At 53.1% G+C, this 15,139-nt stretch carries 16 protein-coding genes; 8 read left to right on the top strand and 8 right to left on the bottom strand.

Going from position 1 to position 15,139, the window contains the following annotated elements:
* The first annotated feature begins 61 nt into the window (after positions 1-61).
* A complete protein-coding gene (locus H8L32_RS06520) occupies positions 62-889 on the top strand; it encodes an SDR family oxidoreductase (RefSeq protein WP_186946380.1) in 828 nt (275 codons plus the stop codon).
* A 13-nt stretch (positions 890-902) separates the two neighbouring features.
* Here H8L32_RS06520 and H8L32_RS06525 read toward each other — a convergent pair whose 3' ends face one another.
* Entirely contained in the window at positions 903-1,472 is a 570-nt protein-coding gene (locus H8L32_RS06525) for a TetR/AcrR family transcriptional regulator (protein ID WP_186946381.1), read from the bottom strand.
* Between the two features lie 130 nt (positions 1,473-1,602).
* Positions 1,603-1,731, bottom strand: coding sequence for a hypothetical protein (locus H8L32_RS27960; RefSeq protein WP_268977616.1), 129 nt, complete (start codon positions 1,729-1,731; stop codon positions 1,603-1,605).
* Here H8L32_RS27960 and H8L32_RS06530 point away from each other — a divergent pair.
* Complete coding sequence (locus H8L32_RS06530) at positions 1,730-2,305, top strand: hypothetical protein (protein WP_186946382.1); 576 nt, start codon at positions 1,730-1,732, stop codon at positions 2,303-2,305. The genes H8L32_RS27960 and H8L32_RS06530 overlap by 2 nt on opposite strands.
* 111 nt (positions 2,306-2,416) lie before the next feature.
* On the opposite strand, the gene H8L32_RS06535 is transcribed toward H8L32_RS06530, so the two are convergent.
* Positions 2,417-3,316, bottom strand: a complete 900-nt coding sequence (locus H8L32_RS06535; RefSeq protein WP_186946383.1) for a LysR family transcriptional regulator — start codon at positions 3,314-3,316, stop codon at positions 2,417-2,419.
* A gap of 110 nt (positions 3,317-3,426) precedes the next feature.
* On the opposite strand from H8L32_RS06535, the gene metE reads away from it, so the two are divergent.
* The 3 genes from metE to H8L32_RS06550 all read left to right on the top strand — a co-directional run bounded on the left by metE (position 3,427) and on the right by H8L32_RS06550 (position 7,276).
* Positions 3,427-5,751 (top strand): 5-methyltetrahydropteroyltriglutamate--homocysteine S-methyltransferase, encoded by a 2,325-nt coding sequence (gene metE, locus H8L32_RS06540; RefSeq protein WP_186946384.1) that lies wholly within the window; start codon positions 3,427-3,429, stop codon positions 5,749-5,751.
* 113 nt (positions 5,752-5,864) lie between these two features.
* The gene (locus tag H8L32_RS06545; RefSeq protein WP_222619246.1) at positions 5,865-6,560 is read left to right on the top strand and encodes an epoxyqueuosine reductase QueH; all 696 of its coding nucleotides are present in this window, start codon (positions 5,865-5,867) and stop codon (positions 6,558-6,560) included.
* 59 nt (positions 6,561-6,619) lie between these two features.
* Positions 6,620-7,276: a phosphohydrolase gene (locus H8L32_RS06550; RefSeq protein WP_456243403.1), complete on the top strand. Its 657-nt coding sequence runs from the start codon at positions 6,620-6,622 to the stop codon at positions 7,274-7,276.
* Between the two features lie 39 nt (positions 7,277-7,315).
* Here the strand turns inward: H8L32_RS06550 and H8L32_RS06555 are convergent, their stop codons facing one another.
* Positions 7,316-7,891, bottom strand: a complete 576-nt coding sequence (locus H8L32_RS06555) for a hypothetical protein (RefSeq protein ID WP_186946386.1) — start codon at positions 7,889-7,891, stop codon at positions 7,316-7,318.
* A 124-nt stretch (positions 7,892-8,015) separates the two neighbouring features.
* On the opposite strand from H8L32_RS06555, the gene H8L32_RS06560 reads away from it, so the two are divergent.
* Both H8L32_RS06560 and map read left to right on the top strand, forming a co-directional pair.
* Positions 8,016-8,222 carry a ParD-like family protein gene (locus H8L32_RS06560; protein WP_186946387.1) on the top strand — a complete coding sequence of 69 codons (207 nt, stop codon included), beginning with the start codon at positions 8,016-8,018 and terminating at the stop codon, positions 8,220-8,222.
* 2 nt (positions 8,223-8,224) lie between these two features.
* Positions 8,225-8,992: a type I methionyl aminopeptidase gene (map, locus tag H8L32_RS06565; protein ID WP_186946388.1), complete on the top strand. Its 768-nt coding sequence runs from the start codon at positions 8,225-8,227 to the stop codon at positions 8,990-8,992.
* A gap of 42 nt (positions 8,993-9,034) precedes the next feature.
* Here map and H8L32_RS06570 read toward each other — a convergent pair whose 3' ends face one another.
* Genes H8L32_RS06570 through H8L32_RS06585 form a run of 4 tightly spaced genes read right to left on the bottom strand, consistent with a single transcriptional unit; the run spans position 9,035 to position 13,821 of the window.
* Complete coding sequence (locus tag H8L32_RS06570; RefSeq protein WP_186946389.1) at positions 9,035-9,346, bottom strand: DUF3325 domain-containing protein; 312 nt, start codon at positions 9,344-9,346, stop codon at positions 9,035-9,037.
* A complete protein-coding gene (locus H8L32_RS06575; RefSeq protein WP_186946390.1) occupies positions 9,339-11,045 on the bottom strand; it encodes a PepSY-associated TM helix domain-containing protein in 1,707 nt (568 codons plus the stop codon). The genes H8L32_RS06570 and H8L32_RS06575 overlap by 8 nt, the downstream gene beginning before the upstream one ends.
* 15 nt (positions 11,046-11,060) lie before the next feature.
* Positions 11,061-11,366: an iron uptake protein gene (locus H8L32_RS06580; RefSeq protein ID WP_186946391.1), complete on the bottom strand. Its 306-nt coding sequence runs from the start codon at positions 11,364-11,366 to the stop codon at positions 11,061-11,063.
* Between the two features lie 4 nt (positions 11,367-11,370).
* Positions 11,371-13,821: a TonB-dependent siderophore receptor gene (locus H8L32_RS06585; RefSeq protein WP_186946392.1), complete on the bottom strand. Its 2,451-nt coding sequence runs from the start codon at positions 13,819-13,821 to the stop codon at positions 11,371-11,373.
* 404 nt (positions 13,822-14,225) lie between these two features.
* Between H8L32_RS06585 and H8L32_RS06590 the strand changes: the two genes are divergently transcribed.
* The gene (locus H8L32_RS06590; RefSeq protein ID WP_230412091.1) at positions 14,226-15,134 is read left to right on the top strand and encodes a helix-turn-helix domain-containing protein; all 909 of its coding nucleotides are present in this window, start codon (positions 14,226-14,228) and stop codon (positions 15,132-15,134) included.
* The last annotated feature ends 5 nt before the right edge of the window (positions 15,135-15,139 follow it).

Here is a 15,139-nt window from a genome sequence, read left to right on the forward strand (position 1 = left end):
TGAATAACTTAAATACGGCTAGTGAAAAGACTTTATTTAAATATAAACAGGAAACATAATCATGACCAATGTCATTGTTGTTATCGGGGCCGGCTCAATCGGCCAGGCTATCGCACGCCGCGTCAGTGCAGGCAAACATGTGCTGCTCGCCGACCTGAACCAGGAAAACGCGGATGCTGCAGCAAAGACGCTTGCCGATGCAGGTTTCGAGGTGACGACTGCTGTCGTTGACGTGTCGTCACGCGCATCAGTTCACGCACTTGTTCGGACTGCTACAGCACTCGGAAGCGTGACGGGCTTGATCCATGCTGCTGGTGTTTCGCCGTCGCAGGCTACCCCGGCAATAATTCTTAAGGTCGACCTGTATGGCACCGCACTGGTGCTGGAAGAGTTCGGCAACGTCATCGCGGACGGAGGTGCAGGCGTTGTTATCGCCTCGCAATCCGGACATCGCTTGCCCGGCCTGAGTATTGAGGAAAATGCGGCTCTCGCAACTAGCCCTGTTGAAGACTTGCTGGGTCTGCCTATGTTGCAAGCTGAACAGGTCAAGGACTCGCTGCAGGCCTACCAGCTCTCGAAACGTGGAAATTCTTTGCGGGTGATGGCCGAGGCTGTGAGGTGGGGCAAGCGCGGTGCGCGTATCAACACGATCAGCCCGGGCATCATCTTCACGCCCCTTGCCAGAGACGAACTGAACGGCCCACGGGGTGACAGCTACCGTCGCATGATCGATTTGTCGCCCGCCAGACGTGGAGGCACTCCGGATGAGGTTGGAGTTGTCGGCGCATTGCTAATGGGGGCGGATGGCGGGTTCATCACAGGCAGCGATTTTCTTATGGATGGTGGGGTGACGGCATCTTATTGGTTTGGAGAGCTCGCCCCAAATTAAGCTACGAGTATATTCACTTTATGTGCTCCTGCAATCTCCTGGCCTGTTCCACCAATTGCTGTGCGACCGCCTCAAACGGTTCCAGGCTGCGCTCAGCCCGGCTTAGCACGACCGCGCCTTCGACTGAGGCGATTAATACCATGGCGAAACGGCGGGCGTCGTCATCCGGTAGCCCTGCTCGCTTGAGCAAATCGGCCAGGCATGTGCGCCATGTACGGAATACGGCGGTGGCGTGCGCCAGCAGGTCGGACGAGTCGGTGGCCACGGTCACCGCGAGTACGGCACAGCCGGATTCGCAGCCTGAGCGAGTAAGCACGGTACGCCAGATCAACAGGAAGTGCTGCACTACTGCCTCAGCAGAAGAGCCTGGGCAGCGGTTCATGAAATCGATCAGCACGTCGCCTGCCAAATCGATGGCGGCAGCGACGAGCTGGTCTTTGCCATCTGGAAAGTGATGGTACAGGGATCCGCGCGGAGCACCGGTCGTTGCTACCACTTCAGAGAACGACGTTGACTGCAGCCCGCGCTGTGCCAGCAGGGTCATTGCCCCTTCTATCATACGTTGACGAACATCACTGGCCATAGGCCGCTTTCATATTATTGTTTATTTAATACCGAAATGCCGGAAAAAGAAATTATGACGGTCATTATAATCGGTGCCATTATGATGATCGTCATAGTTAAAAACAAGGAATGATTTTCATGTTGAAACCCTACTTTGCTTTTTTGTCGCTATTCTCGCTATTGCTCATGTCGGCCTTATCGGCCTGCGGTTCTGCCCCGACTTCCACCCATATTCCCACCCGTATTTCCACCCCACCCCGTGAAGGAAACCATGTCATGAATCTTGATCAAACCAAGCAGGCCCTTGTGGGCGAATGGAGTAGCCTGGCTACCGAAATCCGGCCCAGCTCGCTTAAGAACCAGGACGGCAGCCTCAAGCCTTTCTATTTAAAGCGTGACTTCAGGTATGAGGCCGACGATCGTTTCGAGTTGGTCATCATTAATTTCGCCGACCCTTATGGCAAGGTCCCCTTGGCACGCATTCTGATCCGGGGTCACATGACCTGGGTTGGCGATCATCCTGTTGCGGCAGGTGCGCAGAAAGTAGACTTTGTGGCTGACGAGGCTTATGAGGTCACACCACTGATCCAGGGTTTTGCCGATCTGCTCAACCAGGTGGCAGGCAAAGACTATGCTCACTGGGAAGTCGGCGGGACACAGAGCATATTCGGCAAATCCTTCGCGCCATTCGGTCTGGTCGAGGGCAACAACTTCATGGAGTATGATCTGGTTTATCTCTCGCATAATTTGCTTTTCTGGGGAGCGCGCAATATTGATGGTCGCGGCTTTAACTCAGAGGCAAACCGGCCAACTAACCTGCAGATACCTTTGGTGCGTAAAGGCAGTAATTGATATTTGCGATGCAGTGCCATTCATGCTTAATGTGACGTGGACGGCATTTTGATTTCAGGACAATGACTTATATTGAAATCAATTCCTGCTTAACGTGATCAATTAACGTGATCAATTGATCGGTACCAGGCTCAAATGGCGTGCCAGTTCAACGAAGGCTTTCAAATAATCGATATCGACATCGGCTTCGCGTGCCCCTAAAAATATCTGTTTGGCGATACCCTGGCGACCCAGGCGCACTGCCACTACGTCCATTTTTTCTGCATATTCTTCTGCCAGCCAGCGCGGCAAGGCGGCAACGCCGCGGCCACTTTCCACCATTTGCAACATGATGTCAGTGGTCTCTATGGTCTTGTGCCGCTGCGGGCTGATCCCGGCGGGCATCAGGAACTGGTTATAGATATCCAGCCGGTCTATCGCCACGGGATAAGTGATAAGCACTTCGTCACCAAGCTGTGCTGGCTGCGCATAAGCGACTTTGGCCAGCGCATGTTTGCGGCTGACGACCAGTACCTGCTCGTAATCAAATACAGGTTCAAAATGCAGGCCAGGTTTATAGAGTGGGTCAGGCGTCACCAGCAAATCGATTTCGTAACCAAACAAGGCACCAATGCCGCCAAACTGGAATTTTTGTTTGACATCGACATCAACATCGGGCCAGTTTGCCAGATAGGGTGACACTACTTTCAACAGCCATTGGTAACAGGGATGGCATTCCATGCCTATGCGCAAGGTGCCGCGCTCACCGCAGGCGTACTGGCTCATGCGCTCTTCGGCCATTGCCAGTTGCGGCAGCACGCGGTTGGCGACGGCCAGCAGATATTCACCTGCCTGTGTCAGTCGCAAGCTGCGCCCTTCACGCAGCCAGATATCGGTGCCCAGTTGCAGCTCCAGCTTTTTGATGGCATGGCTAAGCGCTGACTGAGTCAGGAACAAGGCAGACGCTGCGGCGGTCAGCGAACCCTGTTTTTCTACTTCCTGGATGATGGACAGATGTATGCGTTCAAGCATGATGTATGAGTAAAACTAATCGAATAATGAGAAAACATCATTTTACTTCATGATTTGCTGACTATAGCATAGCCTTCATTCAATAATCTCAATGAAATGAAGACAACATCATGGTCACTACACATAATCTGGGCTTTCCTCGCATCGGTGCCAAACGTGAACTCAAGTTTGCGCTGGAATCTTACTGGAAAGGTGAATCTTCACGCGATGCACTGAAGGGGCTGGGTGCAGAATTGCGCCAGCGCCACTGGAGTCACCAGTCTCCACTGGACCTGACACCGGTCGGCGACTTTGCGTTTTACGATCAGATGCTGGACATGAGCTTCACGCTCGGTAATCTGCCCGAACGTGTCAGCGGTTTTCATGGCGATGCGCTGGATAATTACTTCCGCGTTGCTCGTGGCCGTTCTGTCAAAGGGCTGGAAGATCACAGTGCCTGCTGCGGTGCCAGCGATGGCGCAGGTGATGGCGCAACTGATGGAGTCGCAGCCGGTGAAATGACCAAATGGTTTGATACCAATTATCACTATATCGTCCCTGAATTTACTGCCGACACCAAGTTTGCGCTGGATGCTACTCGCCTGCTGGAACAACTGGCAGAAGCCAAACGCTTGGGTGTGAACGCCAAGCCTGTCATCATTGGCCCGGTCACTTATCTGTCCCTGGGCAAAGCCAAGGATGATACTGACAAGCTTGCCCTGCTACCGCGCCTGCTGCCAGTCTATGCGGAATTGCTGAACCAGCTTGCGGCACAGGGTGTGGAATGGGTACAAATCGATGAACCCATACTGGTCACTGAATTGACAGCAGAATGGCAGGATGCGGTCAAGACTGCATACACAACACTAGCCACCGACAAAGTCAAATTGCTGCTGGCAACATACTTTGGTCAGTTGCAAGACAACCTGGCGCTGGCATGTCAGTTGCCAGTACAGGGCTTGCATCTGGATGCCATCAATGCACGTGCAGAAGTTGCCACTGTCGTTGAACAATTACCACAAGACCGCGTACTGTCACTGGGTGTCATCAATGGCCGCAATATCTGGAAAACTGATCTCAACGCCGTGCTGGAATGGCTTACGCCGGTAGCACAAAGCCTGGGTAATCGTCTGTGGATAGCGCCTAGTTGTTCATTGCTGCATGTACCAGTTGATCTGAACAGTGAACAAAAACTGGACGCCGATATTCGTTCGTGGCTGGCTTTTGCGATCCAGAAGCTCGATGAACTCAAGGTATTGGCAACGGCACTGAATCAGGGCAGCGTCGCCGTCAAAAATGAGTTGGAAGCCAACCAGGCAGCCATTACCGCACGCCGCACCTCACCAAGGGTGAACAATGCAGCCGTCAAAGCCGCGGTTGCCGCCATTACTGCAGGCATGGGGCAACGCCAGAGCACCTATGCGCAGCGCGCCAGCAAGCAAGCCACATTGCTGAAGCTGCCAGCCTATCCGACGACGACTATCGGTTCTTTCCCGCAAACGGCAGAAATCCGCCATGCACGCAGTGAATTCAAGGCGGGCAGACTGGATGAAGCTGGCTATAAAGTCGCCATGCAGGCCGAGATTGCCCGCAGTGTGCGCGAACAGGAGGCACTGGGCCTGGACGTGCTGGTACATGGCGAAGCCGAGCGCAATGACATGGTTGAATACTTTGGTGAGCAGCTTGATGGTTACGCCTTCAGCCAGTTTGGCTGGGTACAGTCATATGGTTCACGTTGTGTGAAGCCGCCCATCCTGTTCGGTGACATCGCCCGCCCCAAAGCCATGACGGTGGAATGGAGCCGCTATGCCCAGTCGCTGACTGCAAAACCCATGAAGGGTATGCTGACTGGCCCGGTCACCATCCTTAACTGGTCTTTCGTGCGTGATGACCAGCCGCGTTCGGTATCCTGTTACCAGCTTGCGCTGGCAATCCGCGAAGAAGTGCTGGACCTGGAAAAAGCAGGCGTGCGCGTGATCCAGATCGATGAGGCAGCATTGCGCGAAGGCTTGCCACTGCGTAAATCACAATGGCAGGAATACCTGGGCTGGGCAGTGGAATCTTTCCGCATCACGGCCAATGGTGCGCAGGATGAAACGCAGATTCATACCCATATGTGCTATTCAGAATTCAATGACATCATTGAATCTATCGCAGGCATGGATGCTGACGTGATTACCATAGAAACTTCGCGCTCTGACATGGAGTTGCTGGATGCATTCGATCACTTTAACTATCCTAACGAGATCGGCCCTGGCGTCTATGACATCCATTCGCCGAATATCCCGACACAGGCACATATCGAACAATTGATGAAGAAAGCGGCGGAACGTATCCCGGCGGAACGCCTGTGGGTCAATCCGGATTGCGGCTTGAAGACACGCGCATGGGAAGAAGTGATCCCTGCGCTGACCAATATGGTGGCGGCGGCTAAAGCCCTGCGTAATGCAGCGTAAAAGTGCCGTGTAGGAGTAAGAATTGACATATTTCGCTAATATGTCAATTCTTCACGCACTAAAACCGTCCCGGAAATTTCTCCGGGACATTTCATTTTCCGGACAGGATTTTCATGATTGAGCGCCCTCCCCTGATTTTGCCAGAAGGCCGCAACAAGGTACTTTTGCATTCTTGCTGCGCACCTTGTTCAGGTGAAGTGATGGAAGCCATGCAGGCTTCCGGTATTAGCTATGCGATTTACTTTTACAATCCCAATATTCATCCGGTGCGTGAATATGAAATCCGCAAACAGGAAAATATCCGCTTTGCCGAGCAGCATGGTATAGAGTTCATCGACGCCGACTATGATCTGGATAACTGGTTTGAGCGCGTCAAGGGTATGGAAAATTCACCCGAACGCGGCGAACGTTGCACGACCTGCTTTGACATGCGTTTTGAGCGCACTGCCCTGTATGCACATGAACATGGCTTTGACACTATCACGAGCTCGCTTGGCATTTCACGCTGGAAAGACATGAAGCAGATCAATGGCTGTGGTGAGCGTGCAGCAGCGCGTTATGATGACCTGATCTACTGGACGTATAACTGGCGCAAGGCCGGTGGCTCATCACGCATGGTAGATATCAGCAAGCGCGAGAATTTCTATCAGCAGGAATATTGCGGCTGCGTTTACTCATTGCGCGATACCAACCGCCACCGCCGCAAAACCGGCAGAGAAAGAATACAGATGGGCGTCAAATTCTATGGCAAGGAAGAACTGCTTTCCGGCTTGCCGGATTCTCATGTTCCTCAAGATAAGGAAACCTGAATAAGATAAGATAGTGCTTTTAAGGCCACGCATTTTGCATGGCAATTCAGGATACTCTATTGAAAACAAGAGCATGGATCAGGCTGCCATCGGGCAAGCATCTGGATCTGATCAACCCCGATCCCCAGGCATGGCTGGACAGCGACTTGGCCGACAGGCTGTCCCGTACTTACCGCTGGGGTGGCGAATCTTGCTGGGCCAGGCCGCTGTCAGTCGCACAGCATAGCCTGAATGTGCTGGCCCTGCGCAGCACCATGACGGACACGGCCTTACATGCGGGAGAAGCACTACGCGAACTCTTGCATGATGGTGAAGAAGGATTGCTGGCCTTCGATTGTATTTCACCACTCAAGGCAGTATTGGGAGCGCCGTTCAAGGAAGTCAGCGACCGGTTGACGGATGCAATTGTCAAACGCTATCAGCTACCTGTCTGGAACGATATCGACTACAAGTGGCACAAATTGGCAGATGAGCTTATAGCGGCTTCTGAAGCGGTGCATTGTGCCGGATGGCCACGCAATGAGGTGTTGGATGTACTGGGAATCAAACTTCCGATACTCGAAGATGACCCACTGGCCAGTATCTATGATTGCCAACCATGGGAACCGTGGGCGCCAGACGTGGCCTGTGAACGATTTTTAGTAAAAATGCTTTCGCTGAACAGTCATGCCAGTCATGCACCAGGCAGGCTTCCCATGCAATCGACACAACTCTGAACCCTCTGAACCGGCAGGCTGTCACTCAAGGCCTGTCGCTCAAGACTCACGGCTTTGCTGGTGAAGTTTCGCAATGGTTTTGGCGAGTGCCTGCGGGTTATACACGATACCGCCAAGTTGTATGGTTTTATCTGCACCAATCAGGCTACGCTTCAATTTGTTGATGAAGCTGCCGGACGCTGGCTTGTCATTTCCCGATGTATTCTTCGATGTATTCTTCGATTTGAACCAGATACCTAAATCATTACCCTCGCCTTCATTCGATGAAATATATTCAATCGCTTCCCAGGGAATAAATTCCTCGCCGTCATTCATGTGAGTGATGCCTGCTTCATCAAAAACCAGGGCTGGGCCTCTGGCCTTAAATGTTTTTACAGCCCCCTGTATCAGCGAAATACCAAAAGCCAGAGACAGTACCAGAGCAAAGATGCCGATCACAATACCAGCCAGACCACGAAATACGGTGATGCAAAAGATGAGTGCCCAGATACCCTCAATGCACATGGCGATGCCAAAAGGGAGCGAAAAGTAGGCGCCCCAGCGGCGCCTGTATAACTCCAGCCGTTCAGTAGAGCCGGATTTTATTTCGCGATCAGTGTAATTGGGGGACTTCATAGTATTTTAGGAGGTTTGACGCTAACCAGTATTCTGACATATCTGCGTATCAACAAAGATCACTTGTACCATCTTTGCATGTGCGCATATAATTCGTATATGTTTCATATATGGAGTGTGTGGTATGGGTATTGTGAATATCGACGATGATTTGCATGATCAGTTGCGCAAAGCGAGCGTGGTGTCGTGCCGGTCAATTAATGGGCAAGCAGCCTTCTGGATCAAGATTGGCATGTTATGCGAAATGCATCCGACGCAGAGTTTCAATGAGATTGTCGCTCGGGAGCTGCGAGACGCAGGCATTGTGGCGCAAGCCGTCAGGGTGGCTTAGACATGACCAAGCGACCAGAAGAAATTGCATTGATGGCAGAGTCAGGCAAATTGCTGGCGGATGTATTTGGCTATTTGGACAAGCTGAGCCTGATCGGTATGTCAACCATGCAGGTCAATGATCTGGTCGATGGCCTGATCGTGGATGAACTGAAGGCTCGCCCGGCAAGCAAAGGGCAGTATGGATATGCCTACGCGCTGAACTCTTCCCGCAACAGTGTGGTTTGCCACGGTGTTCCATCCCCTGCTGAAATATTGCAAAGCGGAGATATCGTTAATTTCGATATCACCCTGGAAAAAAATGGCTACATCGCTGATTCCAGCAAAACTTACCTCGTTGGTGAAGTGCTACCGCTGGCTAAACGGCTAGTGCAAGTAACCTATGAAGCCATGTGGAAAGGCATCAAGGCCGTACGTCCCGGTGCCAGGCTTGGCGATGTTGGGCATGCCATTGAGCGGCACGCACGAAAAAACGGCTATACGGTCGTAAGGGAATATTGCGGACACGGCATAGGCCGCGAAATGCATGAACCTCCCCAGGTGCTGCATTGGGGTAAGCCGAAAACAGGCCTGTTGCTGGAAGAAGGAATGGTGTTCACTATCGAACCCATGATTAATCAGGGGCGGCGTGCCGTTGAAACCGAAGACGATGGTTGGACGGTAGTCACACGTGATGGCCAACTGTCCGCACAATTCGAGCACACCGTCGCCGTGACCCGGAATGGCGTACGGGTCCTGACCTTGCGTCCTGATGAAAAGATGCCGCACTGAATTTGCTTCACTGAATTTACTTCACTGCGTGCCAGCGTCAGATCACGCCCAGATCACCAGCGCCCTTAGCCAGCGTGGCCGCCATGTCAGCGTGAAGGCAATGCTGACTGCGGCGACAGCCAGTGCCATCACCCATACCAGGCTGGCCATGGAAGCATGATCAACCCGCAGGCAGAGCAAAAGCGATGTCCCCAGCCCGGCTGCACCCAGCCATCTTAGCCGGTTAACCAGACGTGCCGGTTGTGGGCTGGTTCCACGCACCTGTTCCCAGTGTACTTCCATTGCCAGCGCCAGCCAGCCCATACCGGCGACATTCGCTGCCAGGGCTGCAAACAAAAGTAAAGCATTAAGCATGGGCCGTCCCTTTGTCTTGATTTTCTGGAGTTGTCTGATTTGGTTTGCTGTCACCGGTTGCCGGATGTGCTGCACGATGCTGCAGCTTGCGTGCTGCCAGTATTGCCACGGCAGCGCTCACCAGTATGAACAGGTCGACACCGGCCACTGGCCAGTAACCGGTGCTAAGCGTATGCACAAGGTGATCACCGGTAGTGGCCCAGTTCAACACGACGACGATGACGGCCATGGCGGCAACGGCCCAACACTGTTCGTGCCACGCAGGCGATGCCCCTGCCCTGGCCACTGGTACAGAGCGCCAGAACGCATGAGCCATCGCCAGCAGCCATGTACCCCAGAACAGATATTGCTCAAGGTCTCCACGTGCGGGCCAGCCCGTTGGCAGTGCGTCTGGCAGCAAACGGTTTGCGGCCAGCATGCCCAGGGTAGCCAACAACATGCCTGTTACCGTTGTTACCGCCAGCGCATCAACTATGCGTGCGCCCTGCCCGCCTTGCCTGGCATGTTGCAGTTTGCGTTTTTCGACAAAGAAAATGAAGCCGGTGGCGATACAGACACAACCAGACAAACCACCAAATACATACAGCCAGCGCAATAACCAGTGGCGGAAATGTTGCAGATGCAGGCCCGTAAGAAATTCGTTTAGGCTGGCTACGGCGGTTTGTGGCGGGTCTTCATGCAATACTGTGCCAGTTGCAGCCTTGAAGTGTATGCCTTCACCAGTAAGTGCAATGCGATCAGTGCCAGCGCGATAAATGCTGACATAGCCATTGCTGTCACCGACGTGCTGCACGCTGAGGAAACCGATCTCACCCGCCATCCCACGTGCGGCCCAGCGACGTTGTGCCTCCGCCATCATGGCGTCTACCGATGCCAGTGGAGCGGCGATGCCGGACCGATGCTGGGGCAAACCAGTTTCTTTTGCTTCGAGCTTTTCATGCAGCTCATGCAAGGGTTCAAGCTGGGTATGGGTAACGGGAAAATAAATCCCGGCAAAGATAATCAGGCCGGTCAGGGCAAAGAAAAAATGAAAAGGCAGTGCCACCACACCAGTCATATTGTGCAGGTCCAGCACGCGGCGCTGACCACGTTTGCCGGCCCTGAAGGTGAACAGCTCACGGAATATCTTGCGGTGCATGACCACACCACTGATCAGCGCGATCAGCATGACCATGGCAGAAAATCCGACTATCCAATACCCCAAGCTGAGCCAGTTGAGGTGCAGGCTATAGTGCAGCGGATAAAAAAACTGGCTGCCTATTTTAAGGCGGTCATCAGGCAAGGCAGCGCCGTTGCGCGGGTCTATGGTACGAGAACCCCAGACTGCATCTTCCGGATCTTTGGCGTTGGGGACTTCATACCCAGAGAAAATGCCAAGCACCGGATCACGATGGGTGGTGTATGCACCCCAGCGACGTACGGTGTCGAAACGTTCGGGCATGGGGCCATTGACGCGGTCACGCATGGTGTCCACACTCGCCTGGGTAGGCTGCATGCTTTCAAACACCGGGCGCAGTACTTTGTCGAACGAGGGCATGGGCTGTGGTTCAAAACGCGATTGCGGAATCGCCCAGCGGTCTATTTCGCGGTCAAATACCGAGAGCGCACCGAAGAAAAACACCACAATCAGCACGAAGCCAAGTATCAAGCCAAGCCAGGTATGCAGCCAGGCCAGCGCAAGACGGGAATTTTGGAACATGGATTTATTCTCCGTTCAAACCAGGATGTACTGCAGCAATGACGCACAAGCCGCCATCAGCGCCCCGCCGCCGCCCAGCAACAGCCATACGAGCAACATATTTTTTGCTCTTTTTGCTATAAAGGCCCACAAAAAGGCTCCCAGATACACCAGGAAAACCAGAATGCTGCTCAGATGCTCGGCATCATGAAAGGACATGCCCAACGCAAACAGTCCTGCCATCGCCAGGGTGATGAAACCCCAGGCGAAGATGTAAGCTCCCAAAATGGCGGCTGTGAGACGATGGGCCAGGGCCAGCCCGGCGGGCGCGTGGCTTGCCATGGTGTCAGAACTTGTAGTTCATGTTCAGATTCACGCTGCGTGGCTCACCCCAGGTGTAAGTACTATACCAGTTGAAGATGGTGTAGTACTTTTTGTCGAACAGGTTCTTGATGCCGGCGGAGGCAGACAATTGTTTGCTGAACTCGTAGCGCGCCATCGCATCGAACAACCAGTAACTGTCTACCGTGTGACGTATGGTTTCGCCTGTAGGTTTACTGATATCGCCCCAGGTCTTGTCCTGCCAGCGAGCACCACCACCCAGCGTCAGTTCGTTCAGCTTATAACTTGTGTAGAGGCTGAACTGGTTGGATGGCGTCAGGGTGGCAACCCGTTGCCCCTGCTGGCGAGAGATATTGTGTGAATAACCCGCATGCATCTGCCAGCCTGGTGTCAGTTGACCTGACAGCTCAAATTCATAGCCCTTGGTCTTGACCCCTTGCGCGGCGCGATAGGCAACACCACCAGACGGTGTCAGGCCGCTGGTTTCTATGGCGAAGTTATCCTGCACCAATTCAAACACTGCTGCCGAAGCGTTCAGACGGCCACCAAAGAAGGCCCCCTTGACGCCAAGTTCGTAGTTTTTACCTTCAACCGGGGCCAGGGTGCGGCCTTGTACATCCTGATTTGATTGCGGGCTGAAAATATTGGTGTAGCTGGCATAGGCAGAGTAGTTTTTGTCTATGTCGTATATCGCGCCTACATAAGGTACGAACACGCCTGATTCATCCATGCCTTGTGTGCGGTTGACGTAACTGGACCAGCGGCCACCGGTGATCAGTTTCAGACTATCGTGCAAATCCCAGCGCACTGCCGCGTATAGACCGCGTTCACGCGTGGTTTCATCATCACCAAAACTGCGTGCAGCAGGCCACACTGGTTCCGGGACATTACCCTGCCAGTTGTAAAAGTCCGGCACGGTGGTGCTGTAGCCCGATTGTGGCATATAGCCACTATTGGTCCAGCGGGATTTGGCCATGCTGCCACCGATCACCAGTTCATGTTCGCGTCCGGCCAGGGTGAATGGACCACTCACATAGCCATCAAGTGCGTCGCTGACGGTACGGCCAACGTATTTGCCTATCCACATGGACACGCCCTTGCCGGTTGCCGGGTTGGGGTAACCACTGGCAGCAGCACCGAGTGCCGCATCATAGCCGTTGATCTGGTGGTTGTACTGCACTCTGGCGATCCAGCCATTGGCAAATTTGTGTTCCAGCGTCGCAAAGGCGGTGCGGGTATATTGATCCCAATGGCTCCAGTTGGTGCCATTATTATGTGAGCGCGGTACGTCATTGAATTCACCTTTGGAATTCAGCAAAGGGATACCGCCCCAGGTAGATGCCTTGGGCGTATTGTTCTGGAAATCGCTCCCCAGGGTCAACAGTGTGTTTGGTGCTATATCGGCTTCAAGGATGCCGTACAAGGTAGCAGTCGACCGTGAATAACGGTCAAGATTTGACTGGCGATCCTGATAGGCAGCGACACCGCGCACACGTACGCTGCCGCTATCATTGACCGCGCCGCCCACGTCTACTTCGCCACGATATGTGTTCCAGGTGCCTGCCGACAATGAGGCATTGCCGCTGAAGTTGCGCGTTGGTTTTTTGCGGATCAGATTAATGGTTGCACCAGGCATACCACTGCCGGTCAGCAAACCGGTGGAACCCTTGAGCACTTCCACACGGTCATACAGTGCCATGTCACTTAGCGTGTTGCCTGCTGAATAGGATGAATTGCGTGTCATCGGAATACCATCGTACTGGAAATTCTGGATGGCGAAACCACGTGCATAGTATTCCGTACGTTCGCTGTCATAGGTGACGATGCTGATAGCCGGGGTATGCATCATTACCTGGTCGATGGAATTCAGATTAAAGTCATCCATTTCCTGGCGTGTCACTACGCTGATAGATTGCGGCGTTTCACGCGGAGTCAGCACCATGCGTGTTGCGGTGGCGATGGTGCCAGGCGTGTAGGATGCACTGCCTTCTGTAATGCGGCCCAGCCGGTTCGCTGTCACATTGACATTCTGCATGGCGACCACCGGCGATGCCGGGGCGGTCGCAACACTAGTTACAGTAGCAGCCTTGATCACCAGTGCAGCCCCCTCCTGAGTGGCGGTCAAACCACTGCCGGCCAACAGCAAATCAAGCGCTTCACGGTCATTGAAATTACCCTGAACCACTGGCGCAGTCTTGCCCGCCACCAAAGCTTGCTGCAATGACAGCTGCACGCCTGTCTGACGCGTCCATGCATTGAGCGCATCACCGAGTGGTTGTGCGGCAATATTAAATGGACGGCTTGCCGTTGCCACAGTCTGCGCACTGGCAGCCTGGGGTAAGAGAGTACTGGCAACCAGTGCAGCACAGACACTCAGCGTAGCGGAGATGGGGGCAAAACGGGGAGCAAAGCGCGGAGTAAGAGCTGCGGTCCGAAGCGGCGATAGGAGATGCATGGGTTATTTAATATCATCGTGAATGAGAATGATTCGCATTATATATTAAATGCACCAAATTGGGTAGATATGAGTAAGGTATAAACATGGTAAATATTGTTCACGGGAATCATTTCTATTGCTGTGCCACACTGCTACGCGGTGCTTACCTATGATTCACCTCTGATGGCTACAAAAAAAGACCGAAAGTAGGCACCGCTTCCAGGGTATGTAAAAACATGAGGCATGCATTTTGCTCATGCTATTTTATTAATCGAACATCGCTTAAATGGCTGGTAATAATATTGATTCTCATTTACACTATCCATGTTGCTTGTGTGACATTCAATTTAATTTGATGAGCCATGCAGGCTCATTTGTTCAACCGTATTTTGCAATGAGCGTTTATGAGCGGTTTGCGACCAATGTCAACGCAGTTTGAGGAAACCCGGCACCAGATCAGTACTGGCCCCGGAGTGAAGATTTCTCACATCGATTACACGCCGCAGCAATATCGCAGCGTCAAATCCGAATCACCGCCCTGCCTAGCACTGTGCGTATTTCTGGAAGGCAGTGGTGAATCTATACTGGCTGACCGTTCACGTATCAATTTCGCCCCGGACCAGGCTTTGCTGTTTGCTTCGCCGAGCAGCAGTTGTTCAGAAACCAATCTGCCCGGACATCAACGCCTGCGGGCGATAGAAATTCATTTCACTGCGCAGACGCTGGAGCAGATAAGAGGCATGCAAATCCAGCCCATGCTGCAACGTCTGGCAGCGAATGCCAGCCTGCGGCCGGCTGGAACAGACAGCTTTCTATACCAGTTCCCTGCTTCGGCAGCGATCCGGGCGATTGCTGAGCAGATTTTTCGCCAGCGTACGCCTGAGGGTGTGCAACAACTTTTCCTGCACAGCAAGGCGCTGGAATTATTGTCACTGATGGTCGAGGCTTTGTTGTCCATATTGTCCACACCGCAAGGTACGGATAAGCCTGCCCTGCAAAAGCGCGATCATAAAAAACTTGATCGTGCGCGAGAATGCCTGCTGGCGCGGCTGGATCACAATTGGTCACTGGCTGAACTGGCACATGCCTCCAACCTGAATGAGCGCAAGCTGAAAGAAGGCTTCAAAGCCTTGTTCGGCAATTCAGTGCATGCGTATTTGCAGGAAAAACGCATGCAGGCTGCGGCGCATTTGCTCAGTTGCACAGAGCTCAGCATCACCGAAGTAGTGATGCAAACAGGCTATGCCAATCCCAGCCATTTTTCAAAATTGTTCAGGCGGCACTTTGGCATGTCGCCGCGTGAATTCACGCAGTTGAAAACGTCTACCTGAGGGTG

Source organism: Undibacterium hunanense, assembly GCF_014284335.1.
In the GTDB taxonomy this organism is placed as follows: Bacteria; Pseudomonadota; Gammaproteobacteria; order Burkholderiales; family Burkholderiaceae_D; genus Undibacterium; species Undibacterium hunanense.